Below are 21,152 nucleotides of genomic sequence, written 5' to 3' on the forward strand. Positions count from 1 at the left end.
GTCAGAGCTCCTTCCGGGTGGCGGCCGCGGGCACCACCGGCAGGGCGCCGGTGGGGACGGTGCCCTCGGGCACGGCGTTGTGCGGGATGAGGTCGCCGTGGATCTCGCTGTCCAGGTCCTCGGCGTAGAGGTTGGACTTGCGGGACCACGGGATCAGGGAGAGCAGGATCGCCAGGGCGACGGAGCCGAGCGCGATGCCCCAGCCGAAGACGCCGAGGAAGTCGCCCGGGTAGCCCTCATAGCCCTCCGCGATCACCTTCATGATCCAGGAGAGCCAGATGTAGGCGAGCACGATCGGCATGAGCACGCCGATCAGCAGCACGTACCCGCGGCCGACCTTGAAGGAGGAGACGGCGTTGAGGTGCGCCGTGATGCGACGGGCCGAGCCCAGCGCACCGGTGACCAGGAGCACCGACAGGAGCGCCGCGCCCACGATGCCGAAGTTGTTGGCGAACGCGTCCATGGTGTCCAGCATCTGCAGGCCCGTGGTGGTGGAGAACAGGGCGAGGGAGACCACCCCGGACAGGCCGATCACCACGATCGTGGCCGTCCAGCGGCCCCAGCCGAGCTTGTCCTTCACGGCGGAGATGACGACCTCGAGGATCGAGATCAGCGAGGTGAAGCCGGCGACCACGAGCGAGCCGAAGAACAGCACGCCGATCAGGGCGCCGAGCGGGGCCTGCGAGATCAGGGTGGGGAAGGCGATGAACGCCAGGCCGATGCCGCTGCCGGCCACCTCGGCCACGGACACGCCGGAGGCCTGCGCCATGAAGCCCAGGGCGGAGAACACGCCGATGCCGGCCAGGATCTCGAAGCCCGAGTTGGAGAAGCCGACCACCAGGCCGGAGCCGGTGAGGTTCGTGCGGCGGTTGAGGTAGGAAGCGTAGGTGATCATGATGCCGAAGCCGACGGACAGCGAGAAGAAGATCTGACCGTAGGCGGCGATCCAGACGCCCGGGTCCGCCAGCGCGGCCCAGTTCGGCGTGAACAGCGCGTCCAGGCCCTGGGCGGCGCCCGGCAGGGTGAGGGCGATGCCGACGAGGATCAGGAACATCACGACGAGCAGCGGGATGCCGACCATCGAGGCCAGGGCCACGCCCCGGCGCACGCCGAAGCCCATGATGAGCAGCGTGATCACCCAGACGGCGAGCATGGGCCAGAAGACGCCCGAGACGACGTCGAAGGACGGGGACGGGTCGTCGGCGACCTGCAGGTAGTCGCCCATGAGGAAGGTCTCCGGGTCGTCGCCCCACCGCTGGTCCACGGAGAACCAGGTGTACATGATCGCCCAGCCGATGATCGCGGCGTAGTAGATCCCGATGACGACGCAGATGAGCACCTGCCACCAGCCGACGGTCTCGGTCCACCGGGACAGGCGCCGGAACGCCAGCGGCGCGGAGCCGCGGAAGCGGTGGCCGATCGCGTAGTCGAAGAACAGCAGCGGGATGCCCGCGGTGAGCAGCGCGATCAGGTAGGGGATGACGAACGCGCCGCCGCCGTTCTCATAGGCGACGTAGGGGAAGCGCCAGATGTTGCCGAGGCCCACGGCGGAGCCGATGGCCGCCAGGATGAAGGCCCACCGGCCGGTGAACTCCTCCCGGGTGCGCTTCGGCGCCGACGCGGGCGCGGAGACGGTGCTGGACATGCAGGACCTCCGGGGGTCGGGAAAAACTCGAGTGTGACGGAGGACACAATAGTCGACACGGGCCGTTGCCGGACAGTCCGGTCCGGAATGCGGGCATCAGGCGCGTGGCGCGGCGCCGGCTCAGCCGCCCGGGACGCAGTCCCCCGAAGGGACCGTGGCCGTCATTTCCGGGGCCGCGGCGACGACGGGGGCGATGGTGTCCGCCGTCAGGGCGTAGCCGACGGCGTCCGAGCCCGGGGCCCGGGCGAACACCAGACCGGCCAGGTTCCCGGCCGTGTCCACCACCGGGCCGCCCGAGTAGCCGTGGCGGATGTCCGCCGCGAGGGTGTAGACGTCCACCATGCTCGCGGCACCGGTCAGGACGTCGCCGAGCGGCACCTCGCCGACGGCCTGCACGGTCGCGGGGGTGGAGGCGAACGGGCCGCCGTCGGGATAGCCCAGGACGGAGGCCGACGCGCCGCCCGTCAGCTCGGCGCCGACCGGCATGACGGGCAGGTTCGCGTCGTCGACCGCCAGGACGGCGAGGTCGTGCGCCGTGTCCAGGTGGACGATCCGCGCCGCGTGCACGCCGCGGGCGCGGTCCGTCACGGTGGGGGCGTCCACGCCGAGGACCACGTGCGCGTTCGTGAGCACGCGGTCCGGGGCCACGGCCACGCCCGAGCCGCTCTGCACCTGGCTGCACTGCGCGGCCGTCCCGGTCAGCCGGACGACGGCGGCCGACGCCGAGGAGGCGGCGGGAGTCGAGGGGGCGGCCGTCGACGTCGACGAGGCGGGGGCGGTCGTCGTGGCCGACGGCGCGGCGGCGTCGTCGGGCTCCTCGGGGGTCGCCGAGGCGGACGGGGCGGACGTCGCGGTGTCGGACGGGGAGGAGGCGGCCGAGGGCAGACCCGGCGTCGCGGCCGGGGCCGGGGCGGCGCGGACGCCGTCGTCGGACTCCGGGACGGGGGCGGGCAGCTCGAGCTCCGGCAGCACGTCCAGGTCGGCGACGGCGGAGCGCGAGCGGGCGGCCCAGGCCAGGAGCGAGTCGGGCATCACGGTGTCCAGCGCCGTGATCATCTGCGAGCGGTTCACCTCACGGGTGACCGCGGTGGAGCCGGAGGCCGCGATGGAGAACGCCACGAGCCAGAGGACGAGGGCGCCCGCGAGACCGGCGGCGAGCGCGCCGAGCAGGCGGTCGACGAGTCGCAGGGCCGGCAGGTTCACGCGCAGCCGGATCGCCTCGCCGATGGCGGCGCCCACGTACTGGCCCGCCGCCACGAGCAGGACGAGGGTGGCGATCAGCGCGGCCCACCGCCACTGCGGCGCGGTGACGAACTCCGCCACCTCCGGCAGGGCGTAGAACGCGATCGCGGCACCGCCGACCAGGCCGACGAGGTTGCCCAGCACCACCCACAGGCCACGACGGTGACCTTGGACCAGGAGCATCGCGAGCGCGACGATGAGCAGGACGTCCAGCCACGTCAGACCCAGCGGCATGGGCGACCTCCTTCGGATGCGACGGCACCGGCCACGCACGGGGACCGCCCGCGCGCCCGGTCGAGGATCCAGGGTATCGGCCCGCACGGGGGTATGGGGCACAATGGACGCCAGTGAACCGGGCGGCTCCTCCGCCGCGGTGTGAGGAACTGCCCACAGAGAGGACACGCACACATGGATCTCGAGGTTCTGCGGAAGGCTCCGCTGTTCACCAACCTGGACGACGAGGTGTTCGCCATCCTCACCTCGGAGCTGACCGAGGTGGAGCTCTCCCGCGGCGCGTCCGCGTTCCACGAGGGCGACCAGGGCGATCAGCTGTACGTGATCATGTCCGGCAAGATCAAGCTCGGCCGCACCGCTTCGGACGGCCGCGAGAACCTCGTGGCCGTGCTCGGCCCCGGCGAGATCTTCGGCGAGATGGCCCTGTTCAACCCCGCCCCGCGCAACGCCACCGCCACCGCGGTCTCCGCCACGCGCCTGGCCGGTCTGCGCCACGAGAACCTGCGCCGCGCCATCGCCTCGTCGCCGGACGTGTCGGTCCAGCTGCTCCAGGCCCTGGCCCAGCGCCTGTCCAAGACCAACGAATCCCTGGCGGACCTGGTGTTCTCGGACGTGCCGGGCCGCGTGGCCAAGGCGCTCCTGGACCTCGCGGACCGCTTCGGCCGCCCGGCCGCGGACGGCCTGCTGGTGGCGCACGACCTCACGCAGGAGGAGCTCGCCCAGCTGGTGGGCGCGTCCCGCGAGACCGTGAACAAGGCCCTGGCCGAGTTCGTTCAGCGCGGCTGGATCCGCCTGGAGAACCGCGCCGTGGTCATCCTGGACCTGCAGCGTCTGCGCCAGCGTTCGCGCTGACGCCCCCCGCCGCCGTGGAGCGGGCCACCCCGGTCAGACCCGGGTGGCCCGCTCCACGCGCATCCGGGGGGTGCCGTCGTCGCCGGCCTCGGTGACCAGGTGGTATTCCGGCACGGGGCCGCGCCGGGCACAGGGCGTGACGGAGAGCAGGAAGGCGGCGGCCGTCCGGTGTGCCGCGACCCGACGCACGATCACCTGCGTCAGCGGGGTCGCCACCTGGTCGAAGGGTGCCGTGCCCTCCGCCCCGGCGGGTCCGGGCAGCCGCAGCGGGCCGGCGAGCGCGCGACGCGCGGACACCCACGCCTGAAGTTCGGGACCGGGTTCCTCGGATGCCGGCGCGGACTGCAGCGGTGGGGTCATCGTGGCGAACACGGCCGTGTCGAAGCGTCGGTGGACGTGGGGCGCGGATCGCCAGCGCATGACGGGGCGCAGCAGGTCGGCGCGCACCCCGAGGCCACGCGCGGCCAGCAGATGGGGCAGACTCTCCGAGCCCTCCTCGAGGGAGCTGCGGCCCCCGCCCCAGGTCTCGATGCGCGCCGTGGACACGACGTCCGTGTCGGAGCGACCGGCGAGGAGCACTCCGGCCTCGTCGTGGAGCTCACGGACGGCGGCCACCACGTGCTGCCGCGCACGCCGCCGGTCCGTGGTCCCGAACGTGCGGGCCCACTGGGAGGGCTCGGGCCCGTACCACGGGCAGGAGTCGGCGTCGGACTCGATGAGCGCGCCGCCGGGCAGACCCACGCGGCCGAGCGGGGTGCGTCCCGCGCGGTGACGGAGGAAGACCTCCGGGCCGTCGTCGCCGTCCCGCACGAGCACGACGAACGACCCGGGCCGGGCGGGGCGGACCTGGCGGAAGCGCCGGTCCAGCCACTGGCGGGTGAGGTCCTCCTCCTGCCCCGGGACCGGCAGCAGCAGGCCGGCCGGGTCAGCGGACACGGACGGTGATCTCCACCTCGACGGGAGCGTCCATGGGCAGCACGGCCACGCCGACGGCGGAGCGCGCGTGGCGGCCGGCCTCGCCGAAGATCTCGGCCAGCACGTCCGAGGCGCCGTTCACCACGCCGGGCTGACCGGTGAACGCGGGGTCGGAGGCCACGAAGCCGACGACCTTGACGACCTGGGCGACCCGGTCCAGGTCGCCCACCAGCTCGTGCACCGCGGCCACCGCGTTCACGGCGCATGCCCGCGCGAGCTCCTGGGCGCGTTCGGGGGTGACCTCCGCGCCCACCTTGCCGGTGGCGGGCAGGGCGCCGGCCACGAAGGGGAGCTGGCCGGAGGTCAGCACGAGGTCGCCGTCCCGCAGCGCCGGGACGTAGGAGCCGACCGGCGCCGCGACGGCGGGTCGGTCGATGCCGAGCTCCGCGAGGCGGGCCGCGACGGCGCCGTCGCCCCAGGTGGGGGCCGAGGACTGCTCCGTCACGTTCACGCCGCCTTCGGACGCTTGAGGTAGGCCACGGGGTTGTTCCCCTCGGGGCCCGGGATCACCGTGACGAGCTCCCAGCCGTCCTCGCCCCACTGGTCGAGGATCTGCTTGGTCGCGTGGATGAGGAGGGGGATCGTGGCGTACTCCCACTGCGTCTGCTGAGTCATGGGACCCACCCTAGCCACCGGCGCGGACCCCGGAAGAGGTCCCAGGCGCCCGCGCTACACTCGCGCCCATGGCCTCCCGCACGACCCGCTTCCCCGCGCCCTCGAGCGCCCTCGGCCGCCTCCTCGCCTTCGTGGGCCTCTCGGCGGTGGCCGGCCTGCTCGTGGCGGCCCTCCTGCTGCCCGTCGCGGGCCTGGCCGGTGTCGCCGCCGCGTCGGGCCGGGAGATGCTGGACGAGCTGCCGGACGAGCTGCCCACGGAGCCGGTCTCCGTGCCGTCGCGCATCCTCTCGGAGGACGGTGAGGAGATCGCCGTCTTCTACGAGGAGAACCGCACCCCGGTCCCGCTGGACGAGATCTCGGAGCACATGCAGCACGCGATCGTGGCCATCGAGGACGAGCGCTTCTACGATCACGACGGCGTGGACGCGCGCGGCCTCATCCGCGCGACCGTGAACAACGCCACCTCCGACTCCACGCAGGGCGCCTCCACCCTCACCCAGCAGTTCGTGAACAACATGCTGGTGAACGTGCAGCAGATCCGCGGCGACTCCCGCCTCACCCTCTCCGGCTCCAAGAACATCGCGGACAAGGTCAAGGAGATCAAGCTCGCCGTCGCCGTCGAGAAGCAGATGTCGAAGGACGAGATCCTCGAGGGCTACCTCAACATCGTGCTGTTCTCCGGCCGCGCCTACGGCGTCGAGGCCGCCTCGCAGTACGTGTTCGGCAAGTCCGCCGCCGACCTGGAGAGCTGGGAGGCCGCCACGCTGGCCGGCATGGTCCAGTCCCCCACCCGGTTCAACCCGGCCCGCAATCCGGAGGAGGCCACGGAGCGGCGCAACCTCGTGCTGAACGCGATGAAGGACAACGGCTACCTCTCCCAGGAGGAGTACGACCACGCCGTCGCCCAGCCGATGGAGGTGGTGATGGAGTCCCGCCCCTCGGGCTGCCTCTACGCCAAGTTCGGCGCCTACTTCTGCGACTACGTGGAGCGGCAGATCCTCGCCGACCCCACGTTCGGCCCGGACGTCCAGTCCCGCCAGGCCCTGCTGGACCGCGGCGGACTCACCATCCGCACGACGATCGACTCGACGCTCCAGAAGGAGACCGAGAAGAACCTGCGCGCCTCCGTGCCCAACAACGAGTCGCTGGGCGCCGGCCACGCGCTCACCTCGGTGGAGGCCGGCACCGGCAACATCCGCACCATGGCCCAGAACACCGAGTACGCCATCCAGGACGAGCTCGGCCACACCTCGCTGAACTTCAATGTGGACAAGCAGTGGGGCGGCGGCCAGGGCTTCCAGGCCGGCTCCACGCTCAAGCCCTTCGTGGCCCTGACGTGGCTGCGCAACGGCAACCGCCTGGTCGACTCCGTGGACGCCTCCCGGAACGTCTACCCCACGGGCACGCGCTTCGCGGCCTCGTGCCGCCCGGGCGGCTACACCACGATCGGCGGCACCTGGCAGTTCAAGAACGTGATCCCGAACATGCTGCGGCAGGTGCGCGTGGACGAGGGCCTCTTCTGGTCCGTGAACACCCCGACCGTCGCCACCGCGTACCAGCTGGACCTGTGCGACATCACGAGCCTCACCACCCAGCTGGGCATCACCCGCGCCCTGGACAGCTCCCCGCTGCAGCCGGACGACCCGTCCTTCCTGCTCGGCAAGGACTCGGTGGCCCCGCTCTCCCTGGCCGGCGCGTACGCCGCCATCGCCGCGAACGGCCTGTACTGCGAGCCGCGCGCTATCCTGGAGGTCACGGACACCGCCGGCAACCAGTACGACGTCGCCGACCCGCAGTGCGACCAGGTCATCGACCCGGACCACGTCCGGGAGCTGATGCCGGTCCTGCGCCACATCGGCGGCTTCAACATCGCCGAGGAGGGCGCCGGCTACGAGTTCGGCGGCAAGACGGGCACGAACGACAACGTGTCCTCCACGTGGTTCGTCGGATTCACCAGCAAGCTGGCCACCGCCGTGTGGACCGGCCGCTACAACAACCTGAAGTCCATGACGGGCGAGACCGTCAACGGCGAGGTCCGAAACCCGTTCTACTCGACCTCCATCAACGGCCCGTCCTGGCTCGAGTACAACCAGTTGGCCAAGGAGAAGTTCCCGCCGGGTGAACTGCCCGAGTGGGACGGCCCGCAGTCGGAGGACCCGGGCGAGGCCGGCGAGCACCCGGACGGACGCCAGTTCACCATCGACGACCTGGACCGGGGCGGGCCGCAGCCCCAGGCGGTCCCGGGCTTCTGACCGCGATGCGCCCCGCCGCCTCCCCCGCCCGGCGCATGTTCCGCGCCGCAGCGCCTGCCGCCGCCGGGCTGGCCGCGACGGCGGGCCTCGGCCTGGCCTGGGGCCTCGCCGAGGCCGAGGCCCGGACGGTGCGCACGCACCGACTGGCCGTGCTGCCGGCCGGGTCGGCGCCGCTGCGGGTGCTGCACCTCTCGGACATCCACCTGCTGCCCCGGCACCGGGCCAAGCGGGCGTGGCTGCGCGGATTGGATGCACTCGAGCCGGACCTCGTGGTCAACACGGGTGACAACGTGTCCGCCGCGGCGTCGGTGCCGCTCGTGCTCGACGCGCTCGGGCCGCTGCTGGCGCGGCCCGGCGTGTTCGTGCCCGGCTCCAACGACTACTACGCGCCCAAGGCGGCCAACCCCCTCCGGTACTTCGCGGGCCCCTCGCGCATGGACGCGGACCGGCCCCGGCTTCCCTCCGACGTCCTGTTCGGCGCGTTCCGCGCCGCCGGCTGGGCCGACCTGACGAACCGGGGCGCCGCTCTGGCCGTGCCGACCCGCGCCGGGACCACGCTCGAGGTCCTCGCCGCCGGCACCGACGACCCGCACCTCGGTCTGGACGCCTGGGCCGGCTTCCCCGGCTCCGCGCCCGACGACGGCGCCGGGCGGCCCGGCGACGACGGGCGGTTCCGGCTGGGCGTCACCCACGCCCCGTACCGCCGCGTGCTGGACGCCATGACCGCCGACGGCGCCGACCTGCTGCTCGCCGGCCACACCCACGGCGGGCAGGTGTGCGTGCCGTTCCTCGGCGCGCTCGTCACCAACTGCGACCTGCCCCGCCGACAGGCCTCCGGGGTCTCGACGTGGACGGCCGCGGGGCGGACCGTCCCCCTCGAGGTGTCGGCCGGCCTGGGGACCGCGCCGTCCGCGCCCGTGCGGTTCGCGTGCCGGCCCGAGGCCGTGGTGCTGGACCTGGTCCCGCGGGGCTGAGCCGCCTGTCCCGTCCGCGGCCGCGGGTACAGTGGAGCCCCGTGACCCGCGCCACCTCTCCCGCCGCCTCGTCCCTGCGTGACGCCCTGGGCGGGATCGCACCGTACCTCGAGGGCGTGCGGGCGCGCTGGGTGCTCGGGCTCGCCTCGGCCACGGCGGCGGGCCTCGTGGCCCTGGCCATCCCGCAGGTCATCCACCTGCTCGTGGACACCGTGTTCACGCAGACTGTGCTCGCCGGGCCCTCCTCCCCCGACTCCCGCGCGGACGTGTGGCGGGCCGCCGGCCTGCTCACCGTGCTCGGCCTCGCCGAGGCCGCGTTCATCGGCCTGCGCCGGTACTTCATCCTCCCGCCGGCCGCCGGGGTGGAGAACCGGGCGCGCATCGCCCTGTTCGAACGGCTCCAGCGCCTGCCGGTGGCGTTCCACGACGCGTGGCCCTCGGGGCAGCTGCTCTCCCGGGCCCAGGGCGACCTCTCGCTGCTGCGGCGGTGGATCGCGTTCGGCTCGGTCATGCTCGTGGTGGACGTGGTGACCATCGCCGTCGGCCTCGTCCTGCTGTTCCTGCTGTCCTGGCAGCTGGCCCTGCTCTACCTCGCCGCGGCCGTGCCGATCATGTGGGCGTCGTTCGGGTTCCGCAACGACTTCCGCGCCGCGTCCCGGCTCTCCCAGGACCAGGCCGGGGACCTCGCCACGTCCGTCGAGGAGTCGGTGCACGGCATCCGCGTCCTCAAGGCGTTCGGCCGCGGCGCGCACGCCCTCGACGGCTTCCGCGGGCGCGCCCGCACGCTGCAGGGCACCGAGGTGCACAAGGCCTCGGTGCTGGCCCGGTTCATCGCGCTCATCGTGGCCCTGCCGGAGACGGTGCTGGGCCTGGGCCTCGCCCTGGGCCTGTGGCTCGTGGCGACCGGGGAGCTGACGGTGGGCGCGCTCGCCGCCTACTTCGCCACCGCGGCCGTGCTGGCCGGGCCGGTCGAGTCGGTGGGCCAGCTGATGGGCATGACGCTCTCGGCCCGCACGGCGATCGACCGCCACGTGGACGTCCTCGCCACGCCCGTGGACATCGCCTCGCCCACCGGGGAGGCCGCCGTCGTGCCCCCGGCCACCGGCGCGCTCGCGTTCCGCGGGGTGCGCTTCCGCTGGCCGGACGCGGACCCGGGGCGCGGGGAGCGCGACCTGCTCGACGGCGTCGACCTCGAGCTGGTGCCCGGCGAGACGATGGCCCTGGTCGGCGCGACCGGCGCCGGCAAGTCGACGCTGCTGCAGCTGGTCCCCCGGCTGCTCGACGTCACGGCGGGCTCCGTCTGCGTGGACGGGATGGACGTGCGCCGGATGCCGCTCGAGGAGCTGCGCCGGCGGGTGTCCGTGGCATTCGAGGACGCCACGCTGTTCTCCGCGACCATCCGGCAGAACGTGCTGCTCGGCGCCCCGGCGGACGTGCTCGCGGACGGCCTCCACTCCCCCGCGGCGGACGCCCTGCTCGACCTCGCGCTCGAGACCGCGCAGGCGGGCTTCGTGGCGGACCTGGCGGACGGCGTCGAGACCGAGATCGGCGAGGAGGGCCTCAGCCTCTCCGGCGGACAGCGCCAGCGGATCGCCCTCGCCCGCGCGATCGCGGCACGCCCGGACGTGCTCGTGCTGGACGACCCCCTCTCCGCCCTCGACGTGCGCACCGAGGAGGCCGTGACCGCGCGCCTGCGCGAGGTCCTCGACGGGACGACCACCCTGATCATGGCGCACCGTCCCTCCACCGTGGCCCTCGCGGACCGGGTCGCGGTGCTGGCGGACGGGCGGATCGAGGACGTGGGGACGCACCCCGAACTGCTGGCCCGCAGCGCCGTGTACCGGCACATCATCTCGAGCCGACCGGAGGAGCAGGCATGAGCGCCGCCGACGTGAGCCGCGTGCGCGGCGTGGGGGCCGAAGAGGACCTCGACTACACCCGCGCGGAGCGCCGCCACATCCGGCGCCGATCCTTCCGCCTGCTCGGCGAGCTCGCGCGGCCGGTCCGGGGGACGCTGCTGCTCACCGTGGTCTTCGTGCTCGTGTCCAACGCGGCGCGGGCGGCCGGGCCGCTGATCATCGCCTGGGCGATCGACGCGGAGCTGCCGCGCGTCGTCGAGGCCGTGCGGGCCGGCGAATCCGTCTGGCCCATCCTCGTCCCCGTGGGCGGGGCGTACGTGGCGGCGGCCCTCATCTCCGGCGGCCTCCTGGGGGCGTACACGTGGCTCACCGCGCGGGCGAGCCAGGCCATGCTGCTGAGCCTGCGGCTGCGCGTGTTCCGGCACACGCAGCGGCTGAGCCTCGGCTTCCACGAGCGGTACACGTCCGGGCGGGTGATCTCGCGGCAGACCTCGGACCTGGAGGCGCTGCGGGAGCTGCTGGACCAGGGCGTGTCCTCGCTCGTGTCCGGGCTGATGTTCATGTCGTTCACCGCGGCGTCCATCCTGCTGCTGGACCCGCCGTCGTTCCTCGTGCTGCTGGGCGCGGCCGTGCCGGTGGCGATCGTGACGCGCTGGTACCAGGTGCGGTCCGAGGAGGCGTACCGGCGGTCACGGGTGTCCTCGGCGCGGTCGATCGTGCACTTCGTGGAGACCATGACCGGCATCCGCGCGGTCCAGGCCTTCCGGCGGGAACGGGACAACGACGCGCGGTACCGCGACTTGGCCACGGCCTACCGGGACGACATGGTGGCCACGCTCAACCTGTTCGGCATCCTGCAGCCGGTGCTCGTGGCGACGGGCAACCTGACGGTGGCGGCGCTGCTCGTGACCGGGGGCCTGCGCGTCCTCGACGGCGACCTCGAGGTGGGGGTGCTCGTGGCGCTCCTGCTGGCCGGACGGCGCGTGTTCCAGCCCATGGAGATGGTGGCGATGTTCTACTCGTCGCTGCAGTCCGCGACGGCGGCGCTCGAGAAGGTCTCCGGCCTGCTCGAGGAGGAGCCCACCGTGGTGGAGGCCGCCGAGCCCACGCCGCTGCCCGGGGCCGACGCTCCGGGGACGGGCGTGGCGTCCGGGCGGGTGGAGTTCCGGGACGCGGTGTTCAGCTACGGACCGGACCGGGTGGTGCTGCCGGAGTTCGACCTCGTGATCCCGGCCGGGCAGACCGTGGCCGTGGTGGGCCAGACGGGTGCGGGCAAGTCGACGCTGGCCAAGCTCATCGCCCGGTTCTACGACGTCTCTGCCGGCTCGCTGACGCTGGACGGGGTGGAGCTGCGCGAGCTCAGCCAGGCGGATCTGCGGCGCAACGTGGTGATGGTGACCCAGGAGGCGTTCCTGTTCTCCGGGTCGATCGCGGAGAACATCGCCCTCGGCCGGCCCGACGCCACCGAGGCCGAGATCCAGGCGGCCGCCCGGGCGGTGGGGGCGCACGACTTCATCCTGGGGCTGCCCGAGGGCTACGCGACCGACGTCGCCAAGCGCGGCGGGCGGCTGAGCGCGGGACAGCGGCAGCTCGTGTCGTTCGCGCGGGCGTTCCTCGCGGACCCCGCCGTGCTGATCCTGGACGAGGCGACGTCGTCGCTGGACCTGCCGAGCGAGCGACTCGTGCAGGCCGGGCTGGAGCGGCTGTTGGGGAACCGGACGGCACTGATCATCGCCCACCGGCTCAGCACCGTCGAGACCGCCGACCGGGTGCTCGTGATGCACGACGGCCGGATTGTCGAGGACGGCAGCCCCGCCGAGCTGGTGGCGGCCGACGGGCGGTTCGCGGCGCTGCACCGGGCCTGGGAGGACTCGCTCGCCTGACGGGTGGCGCGCCCGACGCGCTTTCGAACGTGGCAGAGGGCCTACCCCACGTTCGAAAGTCCGGGTCAGGCGTCGAAGGGGCGGCCCGTCAGGCGCTCGTACGCCTCCACGTAGCGGTCGCGGGTCTTGGCCACGACGTCGGCGGGCAGCGCCGGCGGGGCCTCCCCGCTGGTCTTGTCCCAACCGGAGTCGGGGCCCGTGAGCCAGTCGCGGACGAACTGCTTGTCGAAGCTCGCCTGGGGGCGGCCGGGCTCGTAGTCCTCGGCGTCCCAGAACCGGGAGGAGTCCGGGGTGAGGACCTCGTCGCCCAGCACCACCTGGCCGGTGGCAGGGTCCACACCGAACTCGACCTTCGTGTCCGCCAGGATGATGCCGGCCTCGCGGGCGATCGCCTCGGCGCGGGCGTACAGGTCCAGGGTGAGGAACCGCAGGCGCTCGGCGGCCTCGGTGCCCACGCGCTCGACCATCTGCTCGAACGTGATGTTCTCGTCGTGCTCGCCGACCTCGGCCTTCGCGGACGGCGTGAAGATCGGCGGGTCGACCCGCGAGCCGTCCACGAGCCCGGCGGGCAGCGGCAGGCCGGCCACCGTGCCCGACGCGCGGTACTCGGCCAGGCCGGAGCCGGTCAGGTAGCCGCGGGCGATGCACTCCACGGGGAACATGTCCAGGCGCTTGACGATCATCGCCCGCCCGGCCACGGCCGCGGGCACGTCCGTGCTCACCACGTGGTGCTCGACCGGCTCGGCGTGGGCCCCGTTGTAGCCCTCGGCCAGCTTCTCGAACCACCACAGGGTCAACCGGGTGAGGATGGCGCCCTTGTCCGGGATCGGCGGCTCCAGCACGTGGTCGTAGGCGCTGATCCGGTCGGAGGCCACCACGAGCAGCGTCGCGGACCGCCCCGGCTCGGCGTCAGCGGGCTCGTACAGGTCCCGCACCTTGCCCGAGTAGACGTGCCGCCAGCCCGGCAGCTCGAGGGCCTCGGCCCCCGTGAACCCCACGCGCTCCCCGCTCACTTCGCTCCCTCCGTCCCCGGCACGGTGATCTCGCCGCGCTCGGCCTTGAGTCCGATGTCCGTGCGCCACTGGGCGCCGTCGAACCGGATGCGCTCGACGCCCGCGTAGGCGCGCTCGCGCGCTTGGGCCAGGTCCGCCCCGCGCCCGACGACGGCCAGCACCCGGCCGCCCGCCGTCACCACGTCCTCACCGGACACCGCGGTGCCCGCGTGGATCACGTGCACGCCCTCGAGGCCGGCCGCGTCGGCCAGCCCGGTGATCACGTCGCCCTTCGAGGAGGAGGCCGGGTAGCCGGCCGAGGCCATGACCACGTCCACGGCGACGTCGTCGCTCCACTCGAGTCGACGGTCCGCGCCGAGCCGGCCGGCCGCGGCGTCGGCGAGCAGCCCGCCCAGGGGCGTCTCGAGGCGGGCGAGCACGGCCTGGGTCTCGGGGTCGCCGAAGCGCACGTTGAACTCGATGACCTCCACGCCCTCGGCGGTCACGGCCAGGCCGCAGAACAGCACGCCCGTGAACGGGGTGCCGCGGCGGGCCATCTCGGCGAGCACGGGGCGGGCCACGCGGTCCATGACCTCGTCCGTGAAGCCCTCGGGCAGCCACGGCAGCGGCGTGTACGCGCCCATGCCGCCGGTGTTGGGGCCGGCGTCGCCGTCGTGGATGCGCTTGAAGTCCTGGGCGGGGGTGAGGGCGACGGCGGCCTCGCCGTCGCAGATCACGAAGAGGGAGACCTCGGGGCCGTCCAGGAAGTCCTCGATCACCACGGTGCCGCCGGCGGCGAAGCAGGCCTCGGCGTGGGCGAGGGCCTCGGCGCGGTCGGAGGTGACCACGACGCCCTTGCCCGCGGCCAGACCGTCGTCCTTGACGACGTGCGGGGCGCCGAACTCGTCGAGGGCGGCGGCGGCCTCCGCGGCGGTGGTGCACACGCGGGAGCCGGCGGTGGGCACGCCCGCGGCGGCCATGACCTCCTTGGCGAAGGCCTTGGACGCCTCGAGCTGCGCGGCGGCCTGCGAGGGGCCGAACACGGCGAACCCGGCCTCGCGCAGGGCGTCGGAGACGCCGGCGGCCAGCGGGGCCTCGGGTCCGACGACGACGAGGTCGGCCCCCAGCTCGCGCGCGAGCTCCACGACGGCGGCCGGGTTGGTGGCCTCGACGGCGTGGAGGGTGGCGAGGTCGGCCATGCCGGCGTTGCCGGGCGCCGCGTGGAGGGCGCTGACCTGCGGATCACGGGAGAGGGCGGTGAGCAGCGCGTGTTCGCGGCCGCCGTTGCCGAGCACAAGGGTCTTCACGAGCCTCAAGCCTACGCGGTGGCCCTGGCCCGGCCCGGCCCGTGGCCCCTACGGTGGAGCGCATGACGATGCCTCCCCTCCACCACGGTCAGCCCGGCGACGACGGCGACCCCCGTGACCCCCGCCACCGGCCCGGCGCGGGGCTGGGACCCGGGCTGCGCTCGGCCTGGACGTTCGTCGGCGTGATGTTCACGTGCGCCCTGATCGTCTTCTGGACGCTGCGGGGGCTCGGCGTCCAGCGCGGCGACCTCAGCCTGCCCGCCGCGCTCGGCGTGCTGGCGCTGGCCGCCGTCGCCGCGGCGGTGATCACCCGGTACGTGCGGCGCCGCTGAGCAGGGCTGGGCCCTCCAGGGCCGGCCGCCCCGGCCTGTCCGTCAGCGGATGATGCGCCGTCGCCGGGCCTCGTCGACGGCGCGCGTGCGGTTGTCCACCCCGAGCTTCTGGAAGATGTGCACCAGGTGCGTCTTCACGGTGGCCTCGGAGATGAACAGCTCCTTCGCGGCCACCTTGTTCGTGGCGCCCCGCGCGATCAGCTCGAGCAGCTGGATCTCCCGCTCGGACAGCACCTCGGAGCCGCCGGACATGCGCCCCATCAGCGTGGCCGCGACCTGCGGGGCCAGCGCCTTGCGCCCCGCCGCCGCCTGCCGCACCGCCGAGGCGATCTCCTCGCTCGGGGCGTCCTTGAGCAGGTAGCCGGCAGCGCCCGCGTTCACGGCCGCGAGGATGTCCGCCTCCGTGTCGAAGGTCGTCAGGATCAGCACCTGCACCCCCGGCCACCGCTCCCGCACCGCGCGGGTGGCGGTCACGCCGTCCATCCCCGCGCCCATCTGCAGGTCCATCAGCACGACGTCCACCGCGGGCTCGCCCGCCTCCAGGACGCCGATCGCCTCCGCCCCGTCGGCGGCCTCGGCCACCACGGTCAGGTCCGGGTGCGCCTCGACGACGGCCCGCACCCCCGCCCGGACCACGGGGTGGTCGTCCACCAGCATCACGCGCACGCTCATGCGGTCTCCTCGCTCTCGGTCTGCTCGGGATCAGCGCTCCGGCCGGCCCCGGCGGCGACCAGCGGCACCCGCAGCGCCACCACGGTGCCCTCGCCGGGGGCCGACTCGACGGTGGCCTCGCCGCCCACCGCCGCGAGGCGCTCGCGCACGCTCGCCAGTCCCACGCCGGTCCCCACCCCCGGGTCGGCACCGGCGGCTCCGGCCCGGGCGCGAGCCGCGACGACGGCCGGGTCGAACCCCGCGCCGTCGTCGGCCACGTCCACCGTCAGCTCGTCGCCGAGGTAGCCCAGCGTGACGCGGGCGCGATGGGCGCCCGCGTGGGCGCCGACGTTCGCCAGGGAGGCCTGCACGGCTCGCAGCACGGCGGTCTCCACGGCCTCGGCGACCGCGACCGGCTCGCCCACGACCTCGACGTCCGCGGCCACGGGTGTCCCGGCGGCGGCCTGCCGGTCGGCGAACCCGGTGACCGCTCGTTCGAGCGCCTCGATGAGGGACGGTGCCCCGGTGCCGCGCAGGTCGCGGACGAAGCGGCGGGACTCGGCGAGGTTCTCGGCGGCCGTGGCGCGCACGGTCTCCATGCGCTGCCGGGCGAGGGCGGGGTCGGCGGCGTCGAGCGCGTCCTGGGCCGCGCGCGAGACCAGCACGATCGAGGCCAGCCCCTGGGTGAGGGTGTCGTGGATCTCGCGGGCGAGCCGCTCCCTCTCGGCGCTCACCCCCGCCCGGTGCTCGGTGCGCGCGAGCTCGGCCTGCGCGGCGCGCAGCTGCTCGGCCACGGCACGCTGGCGCTCGGACTCGGCGTGCAGGGCGCGGTACGCCCCGGAGAGCACCACGGCCACGGCGGCGCCCACCAGCGGACCAATGACGGCCGGCACCCGCACGCCGCCGGCGCCCGCCGCCATCCCGGCCACCACGACGACGGCCATCGCCACCACCAGCGCGGGCCCGACCACGTGGCGCACCCAGGCCTGCCGGGCCACCCGGTCGACCACGTGCAGGACGACGAAGAAGAGGGGGAAGGCGACCCACGCGAAGTCGCCGTGGTGGGCCACGAGCAGGCCCCACAGCAGCAGCACCAGGGCCAGCCAGGCGACCGCCGGACCGCGGCCGACGTCGTCGCCCCGGGCCCACCGGCGCCGCTCCAGCACGGTCCCGGCCAGGTAGACGCCCGCCAGCGCGGCGGTCAGCAGCACCAGGGTGGTGGCCGGGAACGGACCGGAGGACGCCTCCGGGGACCGGTCCGCGAGCGCGCGCGCCAGCCCCACGGTGAGCAGCGCGGCGAACGTGACGTGCAGGGCCACGCGCAGGCCGGCGAGCACGGCGGTGGTGCCGGTCTCGGTGGGCGCGGGGGGCACGGCGGCGCGGGGTGCGACGGACATGGCTCCACCCTAGGGCGCGCCCCGGACGCGACAACGGCCCGATGCCCCGGGGCCGCGCCGCTGCGCCGCCGGGATCAACCATTCGGTTGACCGGGTCCAGCCGCCGCGGGCGATGTGGCGACCCCTCCCCGCGCGAGACCGTGGAGGCAACCTCAGGACAGACCTCGTCAGGAAAGGACGCGCCCCGTGTTCCTCGCACTCCGCGACCTCCGCTTCGCCACCGGACGGTTCGCCCTCATGGGCTCCGTGGTGGCCCTCATCAGCCTGCTGCTCGTCATGCTCTCCGGCCTCACGGCCGGCCTGGGCGGGCAGAACACGGCCGCGATCGACCGCCTCGGCGAGCAGGGCGTGCAGCGTCTGGTCTTCGGCGGTGCGGCGGGCCAGGAGCCCACCGCGTCGTTCACCCAGTCCGAGTTCACCGTGGCCCAGCGCGACGCGTGGGCGGCCACGGACGGCGTGGCCTCCGTCGAGCCGCTCGGTGTGAGCCAGGGCCGGGCCATTGGCCTCGAGCACCCCGTGGACACGGACCCGCAGGGCCGCGCGGACGTGTCCGGCGAGCCCACCACCGGCGTGGCCACCACCGCGTTCATCGGTCTCACCCCGGGCGGCTCCGACGCGCCGGCCGGCGTCGAGCTCGGGCAGATCGTGCTCAGCCAGGACGTGGCCGACTCCCTCCACGCCCAGGCGGGTGACGCCGTCGCGGTCTCCGGCTTCGTCTACACCGTGGCCGACGTCGTGCCGACCGAGTACTACTCCCACTCCCCCGTGACGTGGCTGGCGCTCGAGGACTGGAACGCCATCTCGCACACCGCCGACGACGCGGTGCTCGGCACCGCCGGCCTCGTGCGCTTCGACGCGGGCGCCGACGTCGACGCCGTGGCCGCCGCCGGCGACGACGCCGCGGGCACCGTCGCGGAGACCGTGAAGGGCTCCTACGCCGCCCTGCCCAGCTACCGGTCCGAGAACGGCTCCCTGATGACCATGCAGGGCTTCCTGTACGGCATCTCGGCGCTCGTGGTGATCGCGTTCCTGTCCATCTGGACGGTGCAGCGCACCCGCGACATCGCGGTGCTCAAGGCCCTCGGCGGCTCGAACGGCTGGGTGCTGAAGGACTCGCTCGCGCAGGCCGCGTTCGTGCTCGTCGGCGGCGTGGCCGTGGGCACCGGGCTGGCCGCCGTGATCGGCGCGTTCGCGGGGCGGGCCGTCCCGTTCGAGCTCTCGTGGGCCACCACCGCGGTGCCCGCCGCCGGGGTCCTCGTGCTCGGCATGCTCGCCGCCGTCATCGCGGTCTACCGCGTCACCCGGATCGACCCGCTGGTCGCCCTCGGCGGCAACTGAGCGCCCCGACGACGGCGCCGCCCGGCGCCGTCGTCCCCCTCGGCTCCGCCTCGCCCCCGCCTGGAGAAAGGACCTCCCCATGACCACCCTCACCGCCCCGCAGGCCGACCTCGACGCCCTCCGCACCCCCGCCGCCGCGGCCGCCCACCGCGTCGCCGGCGAGCGCCCCGCCGCCGCGGCCGACGCCACCCCCGCGCTGTCCGTGCGCGACCTCGTGCTGGAGTACCCGGACGGCGAGCGCGGCGTGCTGCGCGCCCTGGACGAGGTGAGCCTGGACCTGCTCCCCGGCACGTTCACCGCGATGGTCGGCCCGTCCGGCTCGGGCAAGTCCTCCCTGCTGGCGGTGGCCGCGGGCCTGGTGACGCCCACCTCCGGCAGCGTGTCCGTCGCCGGCCGCGAGATGGCCGGGCTGTCCCGGAAGGAGCGCACGGCGCTGCGCGGCCAGGAGATCGGCGTGATCTTCCAGCAGCCGAACCTCATCCCGTCCCTGACCGCCGCCGAGCAGCTCGAGCTGACCGTGCACCTGGACCGCGACGCCACCCGCGCCGACCGCAGGGCCGCCAAGGCCCGGGCCATGGAGCTGCTCGAGCGTGTGGACCTGGCCGACCAGGCCGGCAAGCGCCCGCACCAGCTCTCGGGCGGTCAGCGGCAGCGCGTGAACATCGTGCGCGCGCTGATGGCCTCCCCGACGCTGCTGCTCGTGGACGAGCCCACCTCCGCGCTGGACCGTGAGCGCTCGGCCGCCGTCGTGGACCTGCTGGGCACGCTGACCCGCGAGGAGCAGGTGGCGACGCTCATGGTCACGCACGACCACGAGTTCCTCTCCGTCACGGACCGCACCCTGACCATGGTGGACGGGCGGCTCTCCGCGGAGTGAGCCGCTGACGCCGCCGGACCCGACCCGGCCCACCGGCCCCGGACGCCCGGCGCGTCCGGGGCCCTCGCTACCCTGGACCGCATGACCCACGCCACCGTCGCCCCCGCGGGCGAGACCCTCGCCCTGTCCGACGCCGTCGAGCTCGTGGAGACCGTCCGCAACGGCTTCGTCGAGTCCCGGACGGCGGGCGCCGCCGTCGTGACCGGCCCCGACGGGCGGGTGCTGGCCGGGCTCGGCCCCGCGGACGCGCTGATCTACCCGCGCTCCACGCTGAAGCCGTTCCAGGCCGTCGCGTCGCTGCGCCACGGGGCGGCGCTGGAGGGCGAGGCCCTGTCCATCGCGTGCGGCTCCCACCGGGGCACGCTCCGGCACCAGGCGCTGGCCGAGCGCATGCTCGCGGACGCAGGCCTCGACGCGTCCGCCCTGCAGTGCCCGCCGGCCTGGCCCGCGGACACCTCCGAGGTGGTCGCCCAGGTCCGCCGCGACGGCGAGTCCGCCGCCGCGACCCCGCTGGCCTTCAACTGCTCCGGCAAGCACGCCGGCTTCCTCGCGGCCTGCGCGGCGTCCGGGCACGACGTCGCCACGTACCTCGACCCGGCGCACCCGCTGCAGCGCGAGGTGGACGCGGTGATCGCCGAGTACTGCGGCGAGCCGGTGGCCCACACCGGTGTGGACGGCTGTGGCGCCCCGGCCGCCGTCATCTCGCTGGCGGGCCTGGCCCGCGGCATCGGGCGGGTCGCCGCGGCGCCCGGCCGCGCCGACGCGGATCCGCACGCGGCCGCCGTCGCCACCGCGATGCTCGAGCACCCGTGGGCCGTCCACGGGGAGACGAGCTCCAACACCGTGGTGATGCGCGAGCTCGGCCTGCTCGCCAAGGCGGGCGCGGACGGCGTGCTCGTCATGGCCGCGCCGGACGGCACGGCCGTGGCCGTCAAGGCGCTCGACGGCGGCACGCGGGCCGGCGACCTGGTCGCGCTCGCGCTGCTGGCCCGGTTCGCCCCGGACCACGTGGACCGGGCGACGCTGCCGGGCGTGCTGGCCGCCGTCGTGCCCCCGGTGCTCGGCCGGGGTGAGCCGGTCGGTGAGATCCGCCTGGCCGCGCCGGTGCGGGACCTCGTGGGGGACGTCCTGCCGGCCTTCGAGGCGCGGGCGTGACCACCGGCTCCGTGCCCCGCCGCCGGGTGCCTGTCGTCGAGGGCCACGCGGCGCTGCTGGCGTGGGCACGCGCCCACGAGGAGGACCCCGCGGCGGCCGCCGCGCTGCCGCGCCCCACGCGGGCGACGGCGGTGCGCTTCGCGCTCGAGGAGCTGGCGACCCGCGTGCCCGGGAACTCGGTGGAGGTGCGCGTGCCGCCCTTCGGCGTCGCCCAGTGCCTCCCCGGGCCCCGGCACACCCGCGGCACCCCGCCCAACGTGGTGGAGATGGACGCCGTGACATGGCTGTCCCTGGCCACGGGGCTGACGACCTGGGAGGACGCGACGGCGGCCGGCGGCGTGCGCGCCTCGGGCGTGCGGGCCGACCTCGGCGCGCACCTGCCGCTCGTGCGGCCGTGAGCGAGGGGTGTCCGGCAGTCCTCTCGGCGGCACCGACCGTTCGAACGTCGGCACCGTTCCTCGTCGCGGGATGCAGCTCTGCCGATCCCGCCCCGGACACCGCGGCGAAGGCACAGCTCGCCCGTGCCTGCGGGCAGGTCGTGCTCCCGCTGGAGGAGTATCAGGCCGCGGTCG

Annotated in this window: 19 protein-coding genes; 10 read left to right on the forward strand and 9 right to left on the reverse strand. The window is 74.5% G+C overall.

Annotated features, from left to right (window positions below):
- Position 1 precedes the first annotated feature (1 nt).
- Both O3T09_RS02630 and O3T09_RS02635 read right to left on the reverse strand, forming a co-directional pair.
- Positions 2-1,645 carry a sodium-dependent transporter gene (locus O3T09_RS02630; RefSeq protein ID WP_041103987.1) on the reverse strand — a complete coding sequence of 548 codons (1,644 nt, stop codon included), beginning with the start codon at positions 1,643-1,645 and terminating at the stop codon, positions 2-4.
- 120 nt (positions 1,646-1,765) lie between these two features.
- On the reverse strand, positions 1,766-3,121 hold the full coding sequence (locus O3T09_RS02635; RefSeq protein WP_269295319.1) for a MarP family serine protease: 1,356 nt from the start codon (positions 3,119-3,121) through the stop codon (positions 1,766-1,768).
- Between the two features lie 174 nt (positions 3,122-3,295).
- On the opposite strand from O3T09_RS02635, the gene O3T09_RS02640 reads away from it, so the two are divergent.
- Positions 3,296-3,973 (forward strand): Crp/Fnr family transcriptional regulator, encoded by a 678-nt coding sequence (locus tag O3T09_RS02640; RefSeq protein WP_002854021.1) that lies wholly within the window; start codon positions 3,296-3,298, stop codon positions 3,971-3,973.
- Positions 3,974-4,006: 33 nt separating this feature from the next.
- On the opposite strand, the gene O3T09_RS02645 is transcribed toward O3T09_RS02640, so the two are convergent.
- From O3T09_RS02645 to O3T09_RS02655, 3 genes are read right to left on the reverse strand one after another with little or no spacing between them, the layout of a single operon-like run.
- Positions 4,007-4,909, reverse strand: a complete 903-nt coding sequence (locus O3T09_RS02645) for an NUDIX hydrolase (RefSeq protein WP_102708562.1) — start codon at positions 4,907-4,909, stop codon at positions 4,007-4,009.
- On the reverse strand, positions 4,899-5,399 hold the full coding sequence (locus tag O3T09_RS02650; protein WP_020628330.1) for a RidA family protein: 501 nt from the start codon (positions 5,397-5,399) through the stop codon (positions 4,899-4,901). Before O3T09_RS02650 ends, O3T09_RS02645 begins: the two co-directional genes overlap by 11 nt.
- Positions 5,396-5,563 (reverse strand): DUF4177 domain-containing protein, encoded by a 168-nt coding sequence (locus O3T09_RS02655; protein WP_010080276.1) that lies wholly within the window; start codon positions 5,561-5,563, stop codon positions 5,396-5,398. Before O3T09_RS02655 ends, O3T09_RS02650 begins: the two co-directional genes overlap by 4 nt.
- Before the next feature lie 68 nt (positions 5,564-5,631).
- Here O3T09_RS02655 and O3T09_RS02660 point away from each other — a divergent pair, with 68 nt between their 5' ends.
- The 4 genes from O3T09_RS02660 to O3T09_RS02675 are packed head-to-tail and all read left to right on the forward strand — an operon-like array spanning position 5,632 to position 12,531.
- Positions 5,632-7,815, forward strand: coding sequence for a transglycosylase domain-containing protein (locus tag O3T09_RS02660; protein WP_115165896.1), 2,184 nt, complete (start codon positions 5,632-5,634; stop codon positions 7,813-7,815).
- A 5-nt stretch (positions 7,816-7,820) separates the two neighbouring features.
- Positions 7,821-8,789: a metallophosphoesterase gene (locus O3T09_RS02665; RefSeq protein WP_036314271.1), complete on the forward strand. Its 969-nt coding sequence runs from the start codon at positions 7,821-7,823 to the stop codon at positions 8,787-8,789.
- A gap of 41 nt (positions 8,790-8,830) precedes the next feature.
- On the forward strand, positions 8,831-10,669 hold the full coding sequence (locus tag O3T09_RS02670; RefSeq protein WP_101966072.1) for an ABC transporter ATP-binding protein: 1,839 nt from the start codon (positions 8,831-8,833) through the stop codon (positions 10,667-10,669).
- The gene (locus tag O3T09_RS02675) at positions 10,666-12,531 is read left to right on the forward strand and encodes an ABC transporter ATP-binding protein (RefSeq protein WP_101966071.1); all 1,866 of its coding nucleotides are present in this window, start codon (positions 10,666-10,668) and stop codon (positions 12,529-12,531) included. Before O3T09_RS02670 ends, O3T09_RS02675 begins: the two co-directional genes overlap by 4 nt.
- Before the next feature lie 65 nt (positions 12,532-12,596).
- Here O3T09_RS02675 and O3T09_RS02680 read toward each other — a convergent pair whose 3' ends face one another.
- Positions 12,597-13,544: a phosphoribosylaminoimidazolesuccinocarboxamide synthase gene (locus O3T09_RS02680; protein ID WP_044658867.1), complete on the reverse strand. Its 948-nt coding sequence runs from the start codon at positions 13,542-13,544 to the stop codon at positions 12,597-12,599.
- Positions 13,541-14,830 carry a phosphoribosylamine--glycine ligase gene (gene purD, locus O3T09_RS02685; protein WP_044658866.1) on the reverse strand — a complete coding sequence of 430 codons (1,290 nt, stop codon included), beginning with the start codon at positions 14,828-14,830 and terminating at the stop codon, positions 13,541-13,543. The genes O3T09_RS02680 and purD overlap by 4 nt, the downstream gene beginning before the upstream one ends.
- Positions 14,831-14,892: 62 nt before the next feature.
- Between purD and O3T09_RS02690 the strand changes: the two genes are divergently transcribed.
- The gene (locus tag O3T09_RS02690; RefSeq protein ID WP_020624424.1) at positions 14,893-15,162 is read left to right on the forward strand and encodes a hypothetical protein; all 270 of its coding nucleotides are present in this window, start codon (positions 14,893-14,895) and stop codon (positions 15,160-15,162) included.
- Positions 15,163-15,204: 42 nt separating this feature from the next.
- Here the strand turns inward: O3T09_RS02690 and O3T09_RS02695 are convergent, their stop codons facing one another.
- Entirely contained in the window at positions 15,205-15,834 is a 630-nt protein-coding gene (locus tag O3T09_RS02695) for a response regulator (protein ID WP_060973807.1), read from the reverse strand.
- On the reverse strand, positions 15,831-17,210 hold the full coding sequence (locus tag O3T09_RS02700) for a sensor histidine kinase (protein WP_101966070.1): 1,380 nt from the start codon (positions 17,208-17,210) through the stop codon (positions 15,831-15,833). The genes O3T09_RS02695 and O3T09_RS02700 overlap by 4 nt, the downstream gene beginning before the upstream one ends.
- Positions 17,211-17,396: 186 nt before the next feature.
- Between O3T09_RS02700 and O3T09_RS02705 the strand changes: the two genes are divergently transcribed.
- The 4 genes from O3T09_RS02705 (at position 17,397) to O3T09_RS02720 (ending at position 20,978) form a co-directional block, all read left to right on the forward strand.
- Positions 17,397-18,548: an ABC transporter permease gene (locus O3T09_RS02705; RefSeq protein WP_078026137.1), complete on the forward strand. Its 1,152-nt coding sequence runs from the start codon at positions 17,397-17,399 to the stop codon at positions 18,546-18,548.
- A gap of 79 nt (positions 18,549-18,627) precedes the next feature.
- Positions 18,628-19,425 (forward strand): ABC transporter ATP-binding protein, encoded by a 798-nt coding sequence (locus O3T09_RS02710; RefSeq protein WP_078026136.1) that lies wholly within the window; start codon positions 18,628-18,630, stop codon positions 19,423-19,425.
- Positions 19,426-19,506: 81 nt separating this feature from the next.
- A complete protein-coding gene (locus O3T09_RS02715) occupies positions 19,507-20,580 on the forward strand; it encodes an asparaginase (protein WP_078026135.1) in 1,074 nt (357 codons plus the stop codon).
- The gene (locus tag O3T09_RS02720) at positions 20,577-20,978 is read left to right on the forward strand and encodes a sterol carrier family protein (RefSeq protein WP_036314253.1); all 402 of its coding nucleotides are present in this window, start codon (positions 20,577-20,579) and stop codon (positions 20,976-20,978) included. The genes O3T09_RS02715 and O3T09_RS02720 overlap by 4 nt, the downstream gene beginning before the upstream one ends.
- Positions 20,979-21,152 lie beyond the last annotated feature (174 nt).

Source organism: Micrococcus sp. H39-S4 (assembly GCF_027158145.1).
Lineage (GTDB): Bacteria > Actinomycetota > Actinomycetes > Actinomycetales > Micrococcaceae > Micrococcus > Micrococcus luteus.